Here is a 19,759-nt window from a genome sequence, read left to right as displayed (position 1 = left end):
ACTCTGCAAGGGGTCTTTCACGCATTCCTTGGCTCCACTATTCTGCGGAGGGTGCACAATGAAGCCATCCGCTCCGCATCCACGTCAGCCAGCTTCCACATGAACCCACCCATCGTCATCAGCGCCCGGAACCTCACCAAGACATACGGCGACCTCACCGCCGTCGACGCCGTCTCCTTCGAAGTTCCGGCGGGGGAGTCCTTCGGCCTGCTTGGCCCCAACGGCGCGGGCAAGTCCACCACCATGAAGATGATCGGCGGCGTGTCCCGTCGGAGCTCGGGAACGCTCAGCATCATGGGACTGGACCCGGACAACCACGGCCCGGAAGTCCGCGCCCACCTGGGCGTGGTGCCGCAGCAGGACAACCTGGACGAGGAGCTGCGCGTCCGCGAGAACCTCATCGTCTACGGCCGCTACTTTGGGCTGCCCCTGAGCTACCTGCGTCCCAAGGCCGACGAACTGCTCGAATTCGCCCAGCTGACTGACAAGGCCAAGTCCAAGGTGGACGCCCTCTCCGGCGGCATGAAGCGGCGCCTCACCATTGCACGGGCGCTCATCAATGAGCCCCGGATCCTGCTGCTCGACGAACCCACCACCGGCCTGGACCCGCAGGCCCGCCACACGCTCTGGGACCGGCTCTTCCGGCTCAAGGAGCAGGGCGTCACGCTCATCCTCACCACCCACTACATGGACGAGGCAGAACAGCTCTGCGACCGGCTGATCGTCGTCGACAAGGGCCGCATCATGGCCGAGGGCTCGCCGGCCAGCCTCATCCGCGAACACTCCACCCGGGAGGTCCTGGAGCTCAGGTTCGGTTCCGAACGGAACGCGGGCATCGGCGTCGAGCTCCAGGGCATTGGCGAGCGGCTCGAGGCGCTCCCGGACCGCGTGCTGATCTACGCCGACGACGGCGAGGCCGCCCTTGAGCAGGTCACGGCCCGCGGGCTGCGCCCGCTGACATCGCTGGTGCGCCGTTCCTCGCTGGAGGACGTGTTCCTCCGGCTGACCGGCAGGAGCCTCGTTGACTAGGGAGAACAGTTGACTAGGGCCCACTCACCGGCCGTCTCTGCCGCGCGCGCCCGGCGCTGGGGTTCGTTCTTCTACGCCGAACAGGTGCTGCGCGTAATGCGGGGCTACGGCTGGTCCGTGTTCCTATACAGCGTAGGGCAGCCCGTGGCCTACCTCTTTGCCATGGGCGTCGGCCTCGCGAGCCTCGTGGATGCCAACGCTGACGCCGTATTCGGCGTCAGCTACCTGTCCTTCATCGCCCCGGCCCTGCTCGTCTCGGCCGCGGTCATGACGGCGTCCGGCGAGTTCTCCTACCCGATCATGGACGGCTTCAAATGGCGGCGGGTGTTCTTCGGCCCGCACGCCTCACCGCTGGTTCCGCAGCAGATCGCCGCCGGCCACATCATGGCCGGCACCCTGCGATTCCTGCTCCAATCGCTCATCTACTTTGCCGTCGTCGCGCTGTTCGGGGCGTCGCCGAGCGGCTGGGGCTGGTTGTCGGCGCTCGTGGCCACGCTGGCGGCGCTCTCCTTCGGGCTGCCCCTGATGGCATACGCATCGAGTCTCACCAAGGACTCCGGCCAGTTCGCCCTGGTGCAGCGCTTCATCGTCATGCCGCTGTTCCTGTTCTCCGGGACATTCTTCCCCCTGGATTCGCTGCCGCTGGCAGTGCGCTGGATCGGCTGGATCTCGCCGGTGTGGCACGGCACGGAACTGGGCCGCGTGCTGACATACGGACTGGAGGAGCCACCCCTGCTGACCCTCGCGCACCTCGTGTTCCTGGTGGCCACAGCCTCCGCCGGCTGGGTGCTGACGCGCCGCCAATTCGCCAAAAGGATGGGCTCATGAGCGCGCTGGCCGAAGGACACCCGGGACCCCGCAGCGCCACCGAGGCGGCCCGGCAGCGCACCTTCGGGCCACTGTACTCCCGCAACGCCCTGGCCGTTGTCTCCCGTGGTCTCATGGCGGCAAAGAGCAGCACCTGGCTCATCCTGGTGTCCGGCTTCTTTGAGCCGGTGCTGTACCTGATCGCCATGGGCGTGGGCCTTGGTTCGATCGTGGGCGCCATCCAGGGCCCCGGCGGGCAGGAGATCAGCTACGCCGCCTACATCGCCCCGGCGCTCCTGGCCGTGTCCGCGATGAACGGTGCGGTGTACGACTCCACGTGGAACGTCTTCTTCAAGATGAACTTCGCCAAGCTCTACCAGGGCATGCTTTACACCTCGCTGGGGCCGCTGGATGTGGCCATCGGCGAGATCTTCCTGGCCCTGCTCCGCGGACTCCTCTACGCCACCGGCTTCACCGCCGTCATGGGCGTCATGGGGCTCATCACCACGCCGTGGGCCCTGCTCATGGTCCCGGCCTCGGTGCTCATCGCGTTCGGCTTCGCCAGCTTCGGCATGGGCATCACCAGCTTCATGAAGACCTTCCAGCAGATGGACTGGATCAACTTCTTCATGCTGCCGATGTTCCTCTTCAGCGCCACGTTCTACCCGCTCAGCGTCTACCCGCAGTACATCCAGTGGCTCATCCAGGCCATGCCCCTCTGGCACGGGGTGGAGCTGCTGCGCCAGATCAGCATCGGCTCCTTCAGCTCCGCCACCGCCGTGCACGTGGGCTACTACCTCGTGATGATCGTCCTGGGCATCATGCTCACCACGGGACGCCTGCGCCAGCTGTTCCTGAAGTAGGGCTGTTCCTGTTCGCCATCCGTGGAATGGCGCAGGCATCCTCCGGGATTTGCGACAATTGATCCATGCATTCTCTTGGCGACCCCCAGTCTTCTGCACCGTCTTCCCAGCCTGCGAAGGGCGTCTTGAAGGGCTTCCGCATCGGCGGCCTGGGCATGACGGTGGTGATCATCGCGTTCCTGGTGGCCGTCATCTTCGCCGCCAACCAGAACGACGTCGTGGGCTGGATCGTAGCAGTGGTCTCCCTCGGCTGGCTCGCGCTCGCCGCCTTCGTGGTGTTCAGCATCCAGAAGGCAGCCAAGCGCGCCGGCGCCAGGCTGACGGAAGCGCAAAATGCGTTCAACGCCGCAGCCGGCCGCGCACCGTCGTCGGGCAGTGCGGACCAGGGCGGCACCCGGGTGGTTTCCGAGCGCAACGAGGCGGACGAGATCCGCGACCTCAAGCTGGACCACTCCTTCAAGATCGTCCAGGTGCAGGTCCGCGTGGTGGAGGACGAGCGTGCCAAGGGCGAGGCTGCGGACCAGGACACCATCAACCGCGCGCTGGAGACCATCGCCATCACGTCCACGAATGCCCGCGACATGATCAAGTCCCCGGGCGGCTCTGCCGAGCCGGTCAGCGGCACCATCATCGACTAGAGTGGAGCGGGTGAGCACGGCATTGAAGAAGGACTTCCTTCGCATCGCATCGGTCAACGTCAACGGCATTCGCGCCGCCTACAAGAAGGGCATGGCCGATTGGCTGGAGCCCCGTGACGTGGACATCCTCTGCCTGCAGGAAGTCCGTGCCCCTGACGAGGTGGTCCACCAGCTGATCGGCGAGGGCTGGCACATCCTGCACGCCGAAGCCGAGGCCAAGGGCCGCGCCGGTGTTGCGATCGCCTCCCGCCAGGAACCCGACGCCACCCGTGTCGGCATTGGCGACGACTACTTTGCCACCACCGGACGCTGGGTCGAGGCCGACTACGCGCTGAAGACCGCCGCCGGTGAGGACACCACCCTGACCGTGGTCAGCGCCTACGTGCACTCGGGCGAGGCGGATACCCCCAAGCAGGTGGACAAGTACCGCTTCCTGGACGTCATGAGCACCCGCCTGCCCGAGCTCGCCAAGCACAGCGCCCATGCGCTGGTGGTCGGCGACCTCAACGTGGGCCACACCGAACTCGACATCAAGAACTGGAAGGGCAACGTTAAGCGTGCCGGCTTCCTACCGGAGGAGCGTGCGTACTTCGACCGCTTCTTCGGTGAAGAAATCGGATGGAGGGATGTCCACAGGGGTCTGGCAGGAAATGTCGCTGGCCCCTACACGTGGTGGTCCCAGCGCGGCCAGGCCTTTGACACCGACACAGGCTGGCGTATCGACTACCACATGGCCACCCCGGGCCTTGCCGCAGCTGCTGTGTCGGCTGTGGTTGACCGGGCGGCGTCATATGACACCCGCTTCTCCGACCACGCACCGCTGGTAGTGGACTACCGGCTCTAAGCCTTTTGAAAGTTTCCCCATGACGAGCTCCACCACAACTGAAACCGCTGTGTCCGCTGCGACGGCCACCTCCACCAAACTGGCTGCCGGGGCCAAGCACCGCGTGCTGTCCGGCATGCAGCCCTCGGCCGATTCCCTGCACCTGGGCAACTACCTGGGCGCGCTGGTCAACTGGGTCCGGATGCAGGACGAGTACGACGCCATCTTCTTCATCCCGGACCTGCACGCCATCACAGTGCCGCAGGATCCGGTAGAACTGGCCCGCCGCACCCGGATCACCGCCGCGCAGTACATCGCCGGCGGCGTGGACGTGGACAAGTGCACGCTGTTCGTCCAGTCCCACGTGCCCGAACATGCCCAGCTCGCCTGGGTGCTGAACTGCATCACGGGCATGGGCGAGGCCGCCCGCATGACGCAGTTCAAGGACAAGGCCCAGAAGCAGGGCTCGGACCACGCCAGCGTGGGCCTGTTCACGTATCCGATCCTGCAGGCCGCGGACATCCTGCTCTACCAGCCGCACGGTGTGCCGGTGGGCGAGGACCAGCGCCAGCACGTTGAACTTAGCCGGGACCTGGCCAACCGCTTCAACAGCCGCTTCGGCGAGACCTTCCAGGTTCCGCAGGCCTTCATCCAGAAGGAATCGGCCAAGATCTACGATCTGCAGAACCCCACGGCCAAGATGTCCAAGTCGACGGACTCGCCCGCCGGCCTGATCAACCTGCTTGACGAGCCCAAGATCACCGCCAAGCGCATCAAGTCCGCGGTCACGGACACCGAGACGGAAATCCGCTACGACCGCGAGACCAAGCCGGGCGTTTCCAACCTCCTGAGCATCTACTCGGCCATCAGCGGCGAGTCCGTGGACAAGATCGTGGCGGACTATGAGGGAAAGATGTACGGCCACCTGAAGGTGGACCTGGCCGAGCTCGTCTCGGGCCACCTTGCCCCCATCCGGGACCGCGCCAACGAACTCCTGGCGGACCCGGCCGAACTGGACCGCCTCCTGGCCCACGGCGCCGCCAAGGCCCGAGAGATCGCCTCGGCCACGCTGGCCGATGTCTACGCCAAGGTCGGCTTCCTGCCGTACGGCGGAGCCCAGGGAAACCGCTAAGCCCATGTGCGCCGCCGGCAAGCTCAACGCTGAGACCTCTTCCCCCCGGGGTGCAGGCGGTCCGGACGTTGATGCGCGCCAGCAGCCTGTCTCCGGTACCGACTGCGGTACCGGAGACAGCATGTGCGTCGGCGTCATCCTCGGCTTCCCGCCGGAGATCGCCGAAGAGCTCCAGCAGTGGCGCGCCTCCTTCGGCGATCCCATGGCGGAGGTCATCCCGGCCCACATCACCCTGATCACCACCACGCCCACCCAGGACTGGGACGCCACACGGGACCACGTCCGGGAGGTCGCCCGGCAGCAGGCTCCCTTCAGCATCACCATCTCCGGCACCGGCTCCTTCAGGCCCGTCTCCCCGGTGGTGTTCGTCAACGTCGAGGACGGCTTCGAGGAGTGCGTCCGGCTGCACGAACGGCTCCAGACCGGCCCGCTCGAGCGGCTGCTGCCCTTCCCCTACCACCCGCACGTCACCGTGGCCCACGATGTCGCCCCGGAAAGCCTCGATGAGGCCGAAACGGTCCTGCAGGACTACAGCGCCACCTTCCCCGTGGTTAGCATGGGACTTTACGAGCACGACTCGAACGGCATCTGGCAGCTACGGGAAGAGCTGGACTTTGGCAGCGACAGTCACGAAGCACGCGAAGCGGAATCCAGCTCGAGCAGCGGACAAGCCGCCGCTGCCAACTGAGCGGGCCAAGCTCAAACTCCAGCTGATCCAGCGCAGGCAGGAATGGGGCCACGCCCGCCGCTCCGGCCAGGGCGTCTTGAAATCGGCGCCCGTCCTGTTCAGGCTCCTGCAGGCCAGGTTCTCCACGCTGCTGCCGCTGCGCGCCTGGCAGCACTACACGCAGCAGCACGGTCCCCTCCTGAGCGCCGGCATCGGCTTCACCATGTTCTTCGCCATCACCGGCCTCCTCGCCACGGGCTTTGCCCTGGCGGGCCTGGTCCTGAGCAGCAACCCCGCGTTGGTGGACTCCATCATCGAGAGTGTGTCGCTGGCGGCGCCCGGTCTGTTGAAGCTCGACGGCGGTGAGGGGCTGGTGGAGCCACAGGAGCTTCTGAATCCTTCCGGGCTGGGCCTGACCGCAGTCATCGCCGCAGCGGTCACCGTGTTCGCCTCGCTCGGCTGGATGAGCGGGGTCCGGGATGGCCTGCGCGGCGTCCTTCGCCTGCCCGCCCTCGAGCGGAACCCCGTCCTGCTGAAGCTCGGCGACGCCGCGACGCTCCTGCTGCTCGGCGTGGTCCTGGTCCTGAGCGCGGGCGTGTCCCTGGTCTTCGGCACTGCCGCGGGCTGGCTGATCGGGCTCCTGCGCCTGGACGAGGCCGTCGCCGGTCCGGTGGCTGGAATCGTGAAGATCGCCGTCCCCCTGCTGCTGAACTGGGCGACGGCGGCCATCCTGTTCCGCCTGGCCGGCGGCCTGAAACTGGGCAGGCGGCCCTTCCTGGAAGCCACGGCCCTGGCCGGTGCGGGCACCACCCTCCTGCAGGTCTTCAGCACCGAACTGCTGGCCCGGGCCCGCCGGCCAAGTCCGCGCTCGGCTCCCGCCACATCCCACCCCACGCGCCTGCGGACGCTAGACGGCGTCGAGGTACTGGTCTGCCCACGCGGCGATGATGCGGGCCACGCGGGCCGCCTGGCCCTTGCCCGTGAGCAGGTGCTCGCTGCCCTCGAGCGAGATGAAGCTGCGCGGGTGCCGGGCCGTGCGGAAGATCTCGCTGGCGTTGTCGATCCCCACAGTGTTGTCGGTGGGGGAGTGCATCACCAGGAGCGGCTTGTGCAGGGTCCGGATGCAGTCACGGAGATCGGCGGCCTCCACGTCCTCGACAAAGTGCCGGCGCACTTCCATGCGCCGTCCGCCGAGGTCCACCACGGCGCTGCCCTCGTTCAGGATGGTGCCGATCTCGGCGTCGAACATGTGCTCCACGTGCTTGGGCTCGAACGGTGCACCCACCGTGACCACGGCGTCGAGCCCGGGAACGCTCCGCGCTGCGGCAAGCACCGCGGCGCCGCCAAAGGAGTGCCCCACCAGCAGTGAGACCTCCCGGCCCTGGGCGCGCATGAACTCCGCGGCCAGTACGGTGTCCGCCACTTTGACGCTGAAGGAGCCAGCCGACCACTCGCCGCCCGAACCGCCCAGGCCAAGGTTGTCGAAGCGCAGCATGCCCACGCCCGCATCTGCCAGGCCCTTGCAGATGCGGGACGCTGCGGGGCTGTCCTTGCCGAGCGTCAGGCCGTGCGAGAACACGCCCCAGCCGCGCACGGGACCTTCAGGCACATCCACGATTCCTGCCAGCATCTCGCCGCTGCTGCCTTCGAAGCTGATCTTTTCCGAGCGTGACACGCTGATCTCCTTGTGATTGTCGCTGGCCGCTGTGCTTGTCGATGACCACATTAACGACGACGGCGCCGCTCACCATCAGTGGTGAGCGGCGCCGTCGTCGTGCTGTCCTTGGGTAACGGCGACCTAGATCTTGCGGGCCAGGATGGCCTGCTTGACCTCGGCGATTGCCTGCGTCACCTGGATGCCGCGCGGGCATGCTTCGGAACAGTTGAAGGTGGTGCGGCAGCGCCACACACCTTCCTTGTCGTTGAGGATCTCCAGGCGCATGTCGCCGGCATCATCACGGGAGTCGAAGATGAAGCGGTGGGCGTTGACGATCGCTGCCGGGCCGAAGTACTGGCCGTCGGTCCAGAAGACCGGGCAGGAGGAGGTGCACGCCGCGCACAGGATGCACTTGGTGGTGTCGTCAAAGCGTTCGCGGTCCTCGACGGACTGCAGGCGTTCCTTGGTGGGCTCGTGGCCCTTGTTGATGAGGAACGGCATGACTTCGCGGAAGGACTGGAAGAACGGCTCCATGTCCACGATCAGGTCCTTCTCCACGGGGAGGCCCTTGATCGGTTCAACGGTGATGGGCTTGGTGGTGTCCAGGTCCTTCAGCAGTGTCTTGCAGGCCAGGCGGTTGCGGCCGTTGATGCGCATGGCATCGGAACCGCAGACGCCGTGGGCGCAGGAACGGCGGAAGGAGACGCTGCCGTCGATTTCCCACTTGACCTTGTGCAGGGCATCCAGCACACGGTCCGTGCCGTACATCGTCAGCTTGTAGTCGTCCCAGCGCGCTTCTTCCGAAACCTCGGGGTCGTAGCGGCGCACACGCAGCGTGATGTGGAACGTGGGGATTTCACCGTCGCCGGCGACACTCGCGGGAAGCTCGATTTTGGAAGCGGGCTCTGCCATTTCGGTAGTCATTAGTACTTACGCTCCATCGGCTCGTAACGGGTGAAGACAACGGGCTTGGTCTCGAGACGGATGCCCGCAACGGATTCGGCCGACGAGCCGACGGTGACGGAGGAGTCCAGGTAAGCCATGGAGTGCTTCATGAACTTTTCGTCGTCGCGGTCCGGGAAGTCCTCGCGGTAGTGGCCGCCGCGGGACTCTTCACGGTGCAGTGCACCAACGGTCATGACCTTGGCCATGTCGAGGAGGAAGCCAAGTTCAACGGCTTCCAGCAGGTCCAGGTTGAAGCGCTTGCCCTTGTCCTGGACAGTGACGTTCTTGTAGCGCTCTTCGAATTTCTCGATGTCGTTCAGGACCTGCTCAAGGGATTCCTTGGTGCGGAACACCTGCATGTTGGCGTCCATGGTGTCCTGAAGTTCCTTGCGGATCTGCGCAACACGCTCGGTGCCGTTGCCCTCGAGAAGACCGGACAGCAGGCCGCGGGTCATGGCTTCCGGGTCTTCCGGGAGTTCGACGAAGTCGGCCGTCTTGGAGTACTCGGCGGCGGCGATGCCGGCGCGCTTGCCGAACACGTTGATGTCCAGCAGCGAGTTGGTGCCCAAACGGTTGGAGCCGTGGACGGAGACGCAGGCAACTTCACCGGCGGCGTACAGGCCCGGCACGATCGTGTCGTTGTCCTGCAGCACCTCGGTGGTGATGTTGGTGGGGATGCCGCCCATGGCGTAGTGCGCCGTCGGGAAGACGGGGACCGGATCCGTGAACGGTTCCACACCCAGGTAGGTGCGGGCGAACTCGGTGATGTCCGGGAGTTTGGCCTCGATGTGGGCCGGCTCCAGGTGGGTCAGGTCCAGGAGGACGTAGTCCTTGTCCGGGCCACAGCCGCGGCCTTCACGGACTTCGTTGGCCATGGCGCGGGCCACGATGTCACGAGGTGCGAGGTCCTTGATGGTGGGGGCGTAGCGCTCCATGAAGCGCTCACCCTCCGAGTTGCGCAGGATGGCACCTTCACCACGCGCACCCTCGGTGAGGAGGATGCCCAGGCCGGCGAGGCCGGTCGGGTGGAACTGGAAGAACTCCATGTCTTCCAGGGGGATGCCGCGACGGAAGGCGATGCCCATGCCGTCACCGGTGAGGGTGTGGGCGTTGGAGGTGGTCTTGAAGACCTTGCCGGCGCCGCCGGAGGCGAAGACCACGGACTTGGCCTGGAAGACGTGCAGTTCGCCGGAGGCGAGGTCGTAGGAGACCACACCTGCAACGCGCTTCTGCTTGTACGGGGTGCCGTCCTCGCGGACCGCGTCCTCTTCGACGATAAGCAGGTCCAGGACGTAGTACTCGTTGTAGAACTCAACGTTGTGCTTGACGCAGTTTTGGTAGAGCGTCTGCAGGATCATGTGGCCGGTGCGGTCGGCGGCGTAGCAGGCGCGGCGGACCGGGGCCTTGCCGTGGTCGCGCGTGTGGCCACCGAAGCGGCGCTGGTCAATGCGTCCTTCGGGCGTGCGGTTGAACGGCAGGCCCATCTTTTCCAGGTCCAGCACGGCGTCGATGGCTTCCTTCGCCATGACTTCGGCTGCATCCTGGTCAACCAGGTAGTCGCCGCCCTTGATGGTGTCGAAGGTGTGCCATTCCCAGTTGTCTTCTTCGACGTTGGCCAATGCTGCACACATGCCACCCTGTGCTGCACCGGTGTGGGAGCGGGTGGGGTAGAGCTTGGTCAGTACCGCTGTTCGTGCGCGCTGACCGGATTCGATCGCCGCGCGCATGCCGGCGCCGCCGGCGCCGACGATGACTACGTCGTACTTGTGGACCTGCATACTAGATGCTCTTTCTCTCTAATTCAGATGGTCGGCGGAGGCTGCTCCGCTGAGTTGCGCACTGCCGGCCAGGGCCGGCGGAGGCGCGGGAGCCGTTACGGCGCCGGGCAGAAACCGCCGGGCAGCTGAACGCCGTCGACGACGGGGCACGGGTTGAAGGTGAAGATCACCAGGGTGCCAAGGATGATGATGACCGTGGTGGCGGCGTACAGGACTACCTTGAGCCAGAAGCGCGTGGAGTCCTTTTCGGCGTAGTCGTTGATGATCGTGCGGACACCGTTGGTGCCGTGCAGCATGGCCAGCCACAGCATGGCAAGATCCCAGATCTGCCAGAACGGGTCTGCCCACTTGCCGGCAACGAAGCCGAAGTCGATGGCGTGGATGCCTTCGCCCACCAGCAGGTTCACGAACAGGTGGCCGAAGATCAGCACCACCAGGACGATGCCGGAGAGGCGCATGAACAGCCAGGCGAGCATCTCGAAGTTGCCCTTGCTGCCGCCGGTGCGGGTGTACTTGGGCGCAATCTTGCCGGAGCCGATGTTCCCACTGCGCGGGGACTGAATGGTCGTCATGGCTAGTGGCCTCCCAGAGCGAGGGACAGGTGGCGGATGGCGAAGGCCGCGAAGGTGACCAGCCACAGTGCCAGCACGATCCACAGCATCTGGCGCTGGTACTTTGCGCCCTTCTTCCAGAAGTCGACGGCGATGACGCGCAGGCCGTTGAAAGCGTGGAACACAATTGCGGCAACGAGGCCGGTTTCGCCAAGGGCCATCAGGGGGTTCTTGTATGCGCCGATGACGGCGGTGTAGGCCTCAGGGGACACGCGCACCAATGAGGTGTCCAGCACATGGACCAACAAGAAGAAAAAGATCACTACACCGGTAATACGGTGTCCAACCCAGGACCACATGCCTTCACGGCCGCGGTACAAGGTGCCAGCTGGTTTTGTCGGCACTGAATAAACCTTCCTGCAACACAGCGGCGCTGGCATGGGACCACGCGGGGGGAACGCCTGCTGCGAGAGCACTCGTAGCTCAGGCCTAAATCTAGGCTTCGCCCACAGCTTATTCAATTTAGGTACCCCTTGATGTCCCGGCAATTGCTTGAGTTTCGCGGAATACCAGTAAATTGGGGACATTCGTGAGACAAAGGCCACACATCGTCTTCTGTCCCGCAGTATCCATCTGCGTCAGATAAGGTACTGCGGTGACTACAGACAACGCGACCAACCCGAAATCGCCACTGAACCGCTTCCACGCGGTCATCCCGGCCGGCGGTGTCGGGACAAGGCTATGGCCGCTCTCGCGAGCTGCTGCACCTAAGTTCCTGCACGACCTGACTGGTTCGGGCAGCACGCTGCTGAGGTCCACGTACGACCGCCTGGAACCTCTCGCCGGCAGCCGCATCCTGGTGGTCACGGGAGAGGCGCACCGCGCCGCCGTCTGCCGGCAACTGCCTGAAGTCTCCGACGACGAACTGGTCCTGGAAAGCGAACCCAAGGACTCCGGCGCTGCAATCGGACTCGCAGCCGCCATCCTGCACCGCCGCGACCCCGGCACCATCATGGGCTCGTTCGCCGCGGACCAGGTCATCAGCCCGGACGAGCTTTTCCAGGACACCGTGCGCGAGGCCATCTACACGGCCGCCACAGGGAAGATCGTCACCATCGGCATCAAGCCGACGCACGCCTCCACGGGCTTCGGCTATATCCGCTCGGGCCGGGCACTCGACGTAGATGGTGCGCCGAATGCGCACACCGTGGTTGAGTTCGTTGAGAAGCCGAGCGAAGAGGTCGCCCGGAAGTACCTCGAAGCTGGCGACTACGTCTGGAACGCCGGCATGTTCGTCGCCCCGGTGGCGCTCATGCTCAAGCACCTCGAAGACAACCAGCCGGAACTGTTTACCGGGCTGCAGGAAATCGCCGCGGCCTGGGACACCCCGCATCGCGCAGAGGTCACCTCGCGCGTGTGGCCCACGCTGCCTAAGATCGCCATCGACTACGCCGTGGCCGAGCCCGCCGCGGCGGCGGGCGATGTCGCCGTCGTCCCCGGTACTTTCCGCTGGGACGACGTCGGAGACTTTGCCGCCATCGGCCGCCTTAACAATGCAGGCGACGTCGACGGCATGACTGTGCTGGGCGAGCATGCACGCGTCTTCAGCGAGGACGCCAGCGGGGTGGTGGTGTCCGACACCAAGCGCGTGATCGCCCTCATCGGCATCAAGGACGTGGTCATCGTGGACACCCCGGACGCCCTCCTTGTCACCACTACGGAGCACGCCCAGCTTGTCAAGGGCACGGTTGATGCGCTCAAGGCCAGCGGCGACACCGACGTTCTCTAGGGCCTTAAGCGGCGGCCCTCATACCGTCGTTCGTCTCCCGGGGACTGCCAACGGTGAACATGGCGTAACCAAGAGGCGACTTTCAGGCGCGGCCGGGCCCGGGTGGCTATGGTTGTGACGTGCGCAATTACTCGACTGAAACCGAGCCGACCCCCGCTGTCGGGCCCTGGCTGGACGACCTTCTGCCGGAACTGACCGAATTCCGCCGTGACCTGCATGCGCACCCTGAACTTTCCTTCAAGGAGTTCCGCACCACGGACAAGCTTGTCGAGCGCCTGGAGGCTGCCGGCCTGAAGCCCCGGCGCCTCGAAGGCACCGGACTGACGGTGGACGTTGGGGAGGGCCCCATCGCGACCGCCCTCCGCGGCGACATCGACGCCCTACCGATCATCGAGGAGACGGGCCTTCCGTTTGCCTCAAAGAACCATGGCGTTACCCATGCCTGCGGCCACGACATCCACACCGCCACCATGTTGGGCATCGCCCTCGTGCTGCATCGGATGCACGAAAGCACCCCGCTGGGCGGCGCCGTGCGCATCATCTTCCAGCCGGCCGAGGAGACCATGCCCGGCGGCGCGCTGTCCTGCATCGAGCAGGGTGTCCTGGAGGGTGTGCCGCGCATCCTCGCCCTGCACTGCGACCCGCGCATCAACGTCGGACAGATCGGCACCCGCATCGGCGCCATCACCTCCGCCTCGGACACCATCAAGATCGAGCTGACCGGCCGCGGCGGCCACACCTCGCGCCCGCACCTGACCGAGGACCTGGTCTTTGCCCTGTCCCAGATCGCCGTCAACGTCCCGGCGGTGCTGTCCCGCCGCGTGGACGTCCGCAGCGGCGTGTCCGTGGTGTGGGGCCAGATCTCGGCGGGCTCGGCACCCAACGCCATCCCCGCCAACGGCTACATGGCCGGGACCATGCGCTGCCTGGACCGCGACGCCTGGCACAGTGCAGGCGAATTGCTCGACGACGTCGTGCAGCAGGTCGCCGCCCCGTACGGAGTGGACGTCCACCTGGAACACACGCGGGGCGTCCCTCCCGTGGTCAACTCCGAGCACGAAACCGCCATCATCGAGGCGGCTGCCCGCGCCGAGCTGGGGGAGCACGCTGTAGTGCTGACCCCGCAGTCCATGGGCGGCGAGGATTTCGCTTGGTTCCTTGCCGATCTCCCCGGTGCCATGATGCGCCTGGGCACACACGTTCCCGGGGGCGAAGAATACGACCTCCACCGCGGCGACTTCATCGTCGACGAGCGCGCCCTCGGCTGCGCGATCCGCGTGCTCACGGCGGCCGCCCTGCGCACCATCCGCAACTCGTAGGAACCCTTCCCGGCACCAACACCGGAAAGATGCCCGTCCGCCTGTGACTTGCCTGTGACTTGCGCGCCCGGCTACTGCTTGGTAACAAAAGGTCAACAATCTGCCCAAGGGGACTGATTTGTGCTACTCGCGTGTGGTCCACGCCACTAGTGTTGGTGCTATCAAGGCGCTTCGGCGCAGTGCTGCGAAACTTCAGTGAAAACAGAATTTCTGCCTAGGGGTATTCGAAACGGACACTCATTGACCATCCGTCGTAGCGCCAATCTCTTTCTTCCTGGAGGAAAATTGAAGAACCCACTGCGTGCTACCCTCAAGCGCGGTTCAATGGCCGGTGTTGCAACTGCGGGTGCCGCTGCGCTCCTGCTCAGCGGCTGTGGAGCAGCCCCCGACGCCGGTTCCGGCACCGCCACTAAAAGCGACTTCGTCGGATGCATCGTCTCCGACGCCGGCGGATTCGATGACCAGTCCTTCAACCAGTCCTCCTACGACGGCCTGAAGAAGACCGAGAAGGACCTTGGCATCACGGTCAAGTCCGCCGAGTCCAAGTCCAACAGCGACTATGAAGCCAACCTGAACGGCATGATGAGCGCAGGCTGCAACCTGACCTTCACGGTCGGCTTCCTTCTGGGCGACGCCACCAAGGCCGCCGCAGCAGCCAACACCGACAAGCACTTCGCGATCATCGACTTCGCCTACGACGCCCCCCTCGCCAACGTGAAGGCGGTTGTCTACGACACCGCCCAGGCTGCCTACCTGGCGGGCTATGCAGCAGCGGCAACGTCCAAGACCGGCAAGGTCGGCACCTTCGGCGGCATCAAGATCCCCACCGTGACCATCTTCATGGACGGTTTCTATGACGGCGTTCAGGCCTACAACAAGGCCAAGGGCAAGTCCGTCCAGGTGGTTGGCTGGGACAAGGCCACCCAGGACGGTTCGTTCACGGGCGACTTTGACAAACAGGACACCGGCAAGCAGGTCACCCTGAACCTGCTGGATCAGGGTGCGGACATCGTGATGCCTGTCGCCGGTCCGGTCGGAAAGGGTGCGGGCGCCGCTCTCAGGGAAGCCAAGGCGGCCGGCAAGGACGTCAAGCTTATCTGGGTGGACTCCGACGGCTACCTCACAGCGCCTGAGTACAAGGACCTCATGCTGACCTCCGTGGTCAAGCAGATGGGCGAGGCCGTTGAGGCGGTCGTCAAGGACGACACGGAAGGCAAGTTCAGCAACGCTGCCTACGTCGGCACCCTGGCCAACGACGGCGTCGCGCTCGCTCCGTTCCACGACCTCGACTCCGCGGTCTCCGCCGAAACGAAGTCCGAGCTGGACGCGCTCAAGGCAGACATTGTCTCCGGCAAGCTCGTGGTCCAGTCGCAGGCCAGCCCCAAGAAGTAAACAATTCCTGGACGCGCCGCCAGTACCGTGCCTTCGGTACTGGCGGCGCGTTTTTGCCCTGACTAGCGCCTATCTTGCTCCCAAAGCTCGCTGCGCTCGCTTCGGGGCCCTCGCAAGATAGGCTTTGCCCAAGCAGATTGGTGCTTGAGCAGTACAGCCGTCCCTCGGACTAAAGAACGGTGGGAGTTGTGAAACTCGAATTGAAGGGGATCTCGAAAGCCTTCGGGACCTTCTACGCCAACCAAGACATCGACCTCGTGGTCGAATCCGCCCAGATCCACTGCCTCCTCGGCGAAAACGGAGCCGGTAAATCAACCCTCATGAACGTGCTGTACGGACTCTATGAGCCCACAGCCGGTCAAATCCTGGTTGACGACCGGCCCGTCAACTTCCGCGGACCCGGTGATGCCATGGCTGCCGGCATCGGCATGGTGCACCAGCACTTCATGCTGGTTCCCGTCTTTACGGTTGCTGAAAACGTGGCCTTGGGGGCCGAACCGACATCCTTCGGCGGCGTCCTTAGTATCGACGAGACCAGGAAGAAGATCCGGGACATCTCCGCGAAGTATGGCTTCGACGTGGACCCGGATGCACTCGTCGAGGACCTGCCAGTAGGCGTGCAGCAGCGCGTCGAAATCATCAAGGCGCTCGTCCGCGAAGCCAAGGTGCTCATCCTCGACGAACCCACGGCGGTGCTCACGCCGCAGGAAACGGACGAGCTCCTGGACATCATGCGCCAACTCAGGGCGGGGGGCACGTCCATCGTGTTCATCTCGCACAAACTGCGCGAAGTGAAGGCCGTTTCGGACGTCATCACTGTGATCCGCCGCGGCAAGGTGGTGGGGGATGCTCCACCCACGGCCTCGGCCACCGAGCTGGCCTCCATGATGGTGGGCAGGCCCGTCAGCCTGAGCCTGAACAAGGCCGCTTCCCAGCCGAAGGAAACCACGTTCGTGGTGGAAAACCTGACGGTCCGCGCACCCAACGGCACCAACGTGGTGGACGGCATCAGCTTCGACATCGCCCAGGGCGAGATCCTCGCCGTCGCGGGTGTCCAAGGCAACGGACAGACGGAACTGACAGAAGCCATCCTGGGTATTCAGCCGCATGTCACTGGCTCCGTGATGCTGGACGGCAAGCAGCTCCTGGGGCTGCCAGTCAAGGACGTGCTGCGCTCGGGCGTCGGCTTCGTTCCCGAGGACCGCACCGTGGACGGGCTCGTGGGTCCCTTCTCGGTGGCGGAAAACCTGGTGCTGGACCTCTACGACCAGGCCCCGTTCGCCAGCGGCATCAGCATGAAGCCCGCCAAGGTGGCGGAGAACGCCAAAGCCAAAATCGAGGAGTTCGACATCCGGACCCCTTCGGCGGGTTCAGCGGCCGGAACACTGTCCGGCGGCAACCAGCAAAAGGTGGTCATGGCGCGGGAACTGTCCCGGCCCTTGCGGCTCTTCATCGCGAGCCAACCGACGCGCGGCGTGGACGTAGGTTCCATCGAGTTCCTGCACAAGCGCATCGTCGCGGAGCGCGACGTCGGAACGCCGGTCATGATCGTCTCCACCGAACTCGATGAGGTTATTGAGCTCGCGGACAGGATCGCCGTGCTTTACAAGGGGAAGCTCGTGGGCATCGTTCCCGCGGGAACGCCAAGGGACACCCTTGGTTTGATGATGGCCGGCGTCGGCCCGGAAAGAGGCTCCGATGGCCAGTAAGGACAAGTCCAGTAAGGACAAGAATCCCGACGAATCCACGTCGGAGGTACAAGCGGCGGACGTCGTACTCGATACCGCAGGCGGGATGCTGGAACCGTCCCTTGTCCCGGTCTCAAGCCAGAGCGGGGACACGGGCCACCGGCAGGGCAGCCTGCTGCGCAGGATCGTCATGGGCAACGGCTTCGTGTCCGTCCTGGCGGTCATCGTGGCGCTCTTTCTGGGCGGCCTGCTCATCGCCAGTACAGACGGTGACGTCGCAGAGACGTCAAGTTACTTGTTCGCCCGTCCCACGGACTTCCTGCTGGCTACATGGGAAGCCATGACGGAGAGCTACGTCGCGTTGTTCCAAGGCTCGGTCTTCAACCCGCGCCAGGGTTTCCAGCCGTTGCTGGAAACCCTGACGGTGGCAACCCCGCTGATTTGCGCGGGCCTTGGCGTGGCCCTGGCTTTCCGTGCGGGCCTGTTCAACATCGGTGCCCAAGGCCAGATCATCATCAGCGCCACGTTGGCTGCCTACGTTGGGTTCACGTGGCATTTGCCGTTCGGCCTGCACCTGCTGCTCGTCATCGTCATGGGCGTCCTGGGCGGTGCCGCGTGGGGCGCGATCGTCGGCATCCTCAAGGCCAGGACCGGTGCGCACGAGGTCATCGTGACCATCATGCTGAACTACGTCGCACTGTTCCTGTTGGACTTCCTCCTGAATACAGCCGCGTTCCGGCGCCCGGGAGACAACAGCCCCATTTCGCCGCGCCTGGACGAGACAGCCACGTATCCGGTGCTTATTCCGGGCTCGCGGCTTCACTTGGGCTTCCTGGTGGCCGTGCTGCTGACGTACGGCGTCTGGTGGATGCTTAACCGCTCAACCATCGGATTCGAGTTCCGCGCCGTGGGCGCCAACCTGGTTGCCGCCCGAACTGCCGGCGTCAAGGTACCCCGTGCCACCATCCTGGTCATGGCATTCGCCGGAGCCCTCGCGGCCTTCGGTGGCGTGGCCCAGGTAGCCGGTACAGAAAAGGTCCTTACCGGCGGTGTTGCCGCCCAGATAGGCTTCGACGCCATCACGGTTGCGCTGCTGGGCAGGAGTACGCCGTGGGGGACGTTCTTCGCAGGCCTCCTGTTCGGTGCTTTCCGCGCGGGCGCAGTCCAGATGCAGATCCAAACGGGCACGCCCATCGACATCGTGCTCGTGGTCCAGTCCCTGATTGTCCTGTTCATCGCGGCACCCCCGCTGATCAGGTCCATCTTCCGGCTTGAGCCCAAGAAGAAGAGCAAGACACCCAAGGTGGCTCCACAGGCTGCCGTTGCCAACGCCACCGGAGGTGCAAAGTGAGCGCAACGTCCACTGCCCCCAAAGCCGGGGCCGGCGCTCCGGCTCCCACAGCCGCGCTCCGTCCTTCGTTGAAGGTCCCCATCTCGCTCAGCGTCCTGTCGTTGGTGGCCCTGGTCTTCTTCGGACTCCTTGGGCCGGGGAAGACAGCCGAAATGAAAATCAGTGATCCCGGTGACGCAGTTGAGGTGCCGGCCCTCATGATTCCAGGGCAGGTGGGCGGCATGGTGCTGGCCATCCTGCTGTTCGCCATGGCGGCCTATGCGATCTACCTCTGGACCCGCGGCGAGCGATCACCCAAGTGGTTGCCCATCGTGTTCGCTGTGGTCTTCGTGTTTGCCCTCCTGGTGTGGATCGTGGCGGGTGCCCGCCAACCCTCCATTTCCCTGGCGGGCCTTGTTGCCGGCTCGGTAACCTTGGCTGTGCCCCTGGTGTTCGGCTCGCTCTCAGGGGTGCTGTGTGAGCGGGTGGGAGTCGTCAACATCGCAATCGAAGGCCAGTTGCTCGGCGGCGCGTTCACGGCCGCCCTGGTGGCCACCGTGACCGGCAGCCCTTATGTCGGCCTGATCGCCGCTGCCGCCGCCGGCGCCGCGGTGTCCATGGTGCTGGCCGTCTTCAGCATCAAGTACCTCGTCAACCAGATCATCGTGGGCGTAGTCCTGAACGTCCTGGTCTCCGGCCTGACGGGCTTCCTGTTCGGCACTGTCATGGTTCCCAACAAGGCGCAGTTCAACACTCCCGGCCGGCTGGACATCCTGCCGATTCCGTTCCTCTCTGACATCCCGATCATCGGACCAATCCTGTTCGAGCAGTCCATTGCGGGCTACCTCATGTATGTGGCTGTCGCCGTGGTGTGGTTCGGCTTGTTCAAGACACGCTGGGGACTGCGTGTTCGGGCCGTGGGGGAGCACCCGCAAGCGGCGGACACCTTGGGCATCAACGTCAACGCCACCCGCTTCTGGAACGTGACGCTCGGCGGTGCCATCGCCGGCATTGGCGGCGCAGTCTTCACGTTGGTGACCATCGACTCCTTCACCAAGGAGATCTCCGGTGGTCGAGGCTTCATTGCCTTGGCTGCCCTGATCTTCGGCCGCTGGAACCCGATCGGTGCTTTCCTGGCCTCGCTGCTCTTCGGCTTCGCCTACAACCTGCAGTCCATCCTGGGCATCATCGGCACTCCGGTGCCGAGCCAGTTCATGGCGATGCTGCCGTACCTGGTGACGATTTTCGCCGTCGCCGGTCTGGTGGGCAGGTCGAGGCCACCGGCGGCCAGCGGCATACCGTACGTGAAGGGCTGAGCCTTGGCCGAAAGGTACGTGGACTGGAAAGCCCT

The 19,759-nt window shown here is 65.0% G+C and carries 18 protein-coding genes and 1 pseudogene; 14 read left to right on the top strand and 5 right to left on the bottom strand.

The window, feature by feature from the left end; all coding sequences use genetic code 11:
- Positions 1–99 precede the first annotated feature (99 nt).
- The 8 genes and pseudogenes from J1902_RS01045 to J1902_RS01010 form a co-directional block, all read left to right on the top strand.
- Entirely contained in the window at positions 100–1,029 is a 930-nt protein-coding gene (locus J1902_RS01045; protein ID WP_207614548.1) for an ABC transporter ATP-binding protein, read from the top strand.
- A gap of 9 nt (positions 1,030–1,038) precedes the next feature.
- Complete coding sequence (locus J1902_RS01040; protein ID WP_207614329.1) at positions 1,039–1,857, top strand: ABC transporter permease; 819 nt, start codon at positions 1,039–1,041, stop codon at positions 1,855–1,857.
- Positions 1,854–2,699: an ABC transporter permease gene (locus tag J1902_RS01035; RefSeq protein ID WP_207614328.1), complete on the top strand. Its 846-nt coding sequence runs from the start codon at positions 1,854–1,856 to the stop codon at positions 2,697–2,699. Before J1902_RS01040 ends, J1902_RS01035 begins: the two co-directional genes overlap by 4 nt.
- A gap of 65 nt (positions 2,700–2,764) precedes the next feature.
- Positions 2,765–3,337 carry a hypothetical protein gene (locus tag J1902_RS01030; RefSeq protein WP_207614327.1) on the top strand — a complete coding sequence of 191 codons (573 nt, stop codon included), beginning with the start codon at positions 2,765–2,767 and terminating at the stop codon, positions 3,335–3,337.
- 10 nt (positions 3,338–3,347) lie between these two features.
- Positions 3,348–4,181, top strand: a complete 834-nt coding sequence (locus tag J1902_RS01025) for an exodeoxyribonuclease III (protein WP_207614326.1) — start codon at positions 3,348–3,350, stop codon at positions 4,179–4,181.
- Positions 4,182–4,200: 19 nt separating this feature from the next.
- On the top strand, positions 4,201–5,292 hold the full coding sequence (gene trpS / locus J1902_RS01020; RefSeq protein WP_207614325.1) for a tryptophan--tRNA ligase: 1,092 nt from the start codon (positions 4,201–4,203) through the stop codon (positions 5,290–5,292).
- A gap of 4 nt (positions 5,293–5,296) precedes the next feature.
- Entirely contained in the window at positions 5,297–5,980 is a 684-nt protein-coding gene (locus J1902_RS01015) for a 2'-5' RNA ligase family protein (protein ID WP_207614324.1), read from the top strand.
- Positions 5,907–6,809, top strand: a pseudogene (locus tag J1902_RS01010) (YhjD/YihY/BrkB family envelope integrity protein); the annotation flags it as partial. The gene J1902_RS01015 and the pseudogene J1902_RS01010, both read left to right, overlap by 74 nt.
- Positions 6,810–6,866: 57 nt before the next feature.
- Here the strand turns inward: J1902_RS01010 and J1902_RS01005 are convergent.
- From J1902_RS01005 to sdhC, 5 genes are all read right to left on the bottom strand, one after another.
- Positions 6,867–7,634: an alpha/beta hydrolase gene (locus J1902_RS01005; protein ID WP_207614323.1), complete on the bottom strand. Its 768-nt coding sequence runs from the start codon at positions 7,632–7,634 to the stop codon at positions 6,867–6,869.
- 123 nt (positions 7,635–7,757) lie between these two features.
- On the bottom strand, positions 7,758–8,540 hold the full coding sequence (locus tag J1902_RS01000; protein WP_207614322.1) for a succinate dehydrogenase iron-sulfur subunit: 783 nt from the start codon (positions 8,538–8,540) through the stop codon (positions 7,758–7,760).
- The gene (gene sdhA, locus J1902_RS00995; protein ID WP_207614321.1) at positions 8,540–10,339 is read right to left on the bottom strand and encodes a succinate dehydrogenase flavoprotein subunit; all 1,800 of its coding nucleotides are present in this window, start codon (positions 10,337–10,339) and stop codon (positions 8,540–8,542) included. Before sdhA ends, J1902_RS01000 begins: the two co-directional genes overlap by 1 nt.
- Positions 10,340–10,434: 95 nt before the next feature.
- Entirely contained in the window at positions 10,435–10,911 is a 477-nt protein-coding gene (locus J1902_RS00990; protein ID WP_207614320.1) for a succinate dehydrogenase hydrophobic membrane anchor subunit, read from the bottom strand.
- 2 nt (positions 10,912–10,913) lie between these two features.
- Positions 10,914–11,294, bottom strand: a complete 381-nt coding sequence (sdhC, locus tag J1902_RS00985; protein ID WP_207614319.1) for a succinate dehydrogenase, cytochrome b556 subunit — start codon at positions 11,292–11,294, stop codon at positions 10,914–10,916.
- A 251-nt stretch (positions 11,295–11,545) separates the two neighbouring features.
- Here sdhC and J1902_RS00980 point away from each other — a divergent pair, with 251 nt between their 5' ends.
- From J1902_RS00980 to J1902_RS00955, 6 genes are all read left to right on the top strand, one after another.
- Positions 11,546–12,679, top strand: coding sequence for a mannose-1-phosphate guanylyltransferase (locus tag J1902_RS00980; protein WP_207614318.1), 1,134 nt, complete (start codon positions 11,546–11,548; stop codon positions 12,677–12,679).
- A gap of 119 nt (positions 12,680–12,798) precedes the next feature.
- Complete coding sequence (locus tag J1902_RS00975; protein WP_207614317.1) at positions 12,799–13,998, top strand: amidohydrolase; 1,200 nt, start codon at positions 12,799–12,801, stop codon at positions 13,996–13,998.
- A 285-nt stretch (positions 13,999–14,283) separates the two neighbouring features.
- Positions 14,284–15,390 carry a BMP family lipoprotein gene (locus tag J1902_RS00970; protein WP_443623195.1) on the top strand — a complete coding sequence of 369 codons (1,107 nt, stop codon included), beginning with the start codon at positions 14,284–14,286 and terminating at the stop codon, positions 15,388–15,390.
- A gap of 188 nt (positions 15,391–15,578) precedes the next feature.
- Positions 15,579–17,099, top strand: coding sequence for an ABC transporter ATP-binding protein (locus J1902_RS00965; protein ID WP_207614316.1), 1,521 nt, complete (start codon positions 15,579–15,581; stop codon positions 17,097–17,099).
- The gene (locus J1902_RS00960; RefSeq protein ID WP_207614315.1) at positions 17,089–18,429 is read left to right on the top strand and encodes an ABC transporter permease; all 1,341 of its coding nucleotides are present in this window, start codon (positions 17,089–17,091) and stop codon (positions 18,427–18,429) included. Before J1902_RS00965 ends, J1902_RS00960 begins: the two co-directional genes overlap by 11 nt.
- Positions 18,426–19,724, top strand: coding sequence for an ABC transporter permease (locus J1902_RS00955; RefSeq protein ID WP_207614314.1), 1,299 nt, complete (start codon positions 18,426–18,428; stop codon positions 19,722–19,724). Before J1902_RS00960 ends, J1902_RS00955 begins: the two co-directional genes overlap by 4 nt.
- Positions 19,725–19,759 lie beyond the last annotated feature (35 nt).

It is taken from the genome of Arthrobacter cavernae (genome assembly GCF_017368795.1).
Classification (GTDB): domain Bacteria; phylum Actinomycetota; class Actinomycetes; order Actinomycetales; family Micrococcaceae; genus Arthrobacter; species Arthrobacter cavernae.
The sequence above is the reverse complement of the archived record's forward strand: the minus strand, read 5'-3'. Positions and strand labels throughout refer to the sequence as shown.

What these genes read in the sequence shown, in the direction of transcription:
- J1902_RS01045 (WP_207614548.1), top strand. Translation starts at nt 100, where the DNA reads ATGAACCCACCCATCGTCATCAGCGCCCGGAACCTCACCAAGACATAC.
- J1902_RS01035 (WP_207614328.1), top strand. Translation starts at nt 1,854, where the DNA reads ATGAGCGCGCTGGCCGAAGGACACCCGGGACCCCGCAGCGCCACCGAG.
- J1902_RS01030 (WP_207614327.1), top strand. Translation starts at nt 2,765, where the DNA reads ATGCATTCTCTTGGCGACCCCCAGTCTTCTGCACCGTCTTCCCAGCCT.
- trpS (WP_207614325.1), top strand. Translation starts at nt 4,201, where the DNA reads ATGACGAGCTCCACCACAACTGAAACCGCTGTGTCCGCTGCGACGGCC.
- J1902_RS01015 (WP_207614324.1), top strand. Translation starts at nt 5,297, where the DNA reads ATGTGCGCCGCCGGCAAGCTCAACGCTGAGACCTCTTCCCCCCGGGGT.
- J1902_RS01000 (WP_207614322.1), bottom strand. Translation starts at nt 8,540, where the DNA reads ATGACTACCGAAATGGCAGAGCCCGCTTCCAAAATCGAGCTTCCCGCG.
- sdhA (WP_207614321.1), bottom strand. Translation starts at nt 10,339, where the DNA reads ATGCAGGTCCACAAGTACGACGTAGTCATCGTCGGCGCCGGCGGCGCC.
- J1902_RS00990 (WP_207614320.1), bottom strand. Translation starts at nt 10,911, where the DNA reads ATGACGACCATTCAGTCCCCGCGCAGTGGGAACATCGGCTCCGGCAAG.
- J1902_RS00960 (WP_207614315.1), top strand. Translation starts at nt 17,089, where the DNA reads ATGGCCAGTAAGGACAAGTCCAGTAAGGACAAGAATCCCGACGAATCC.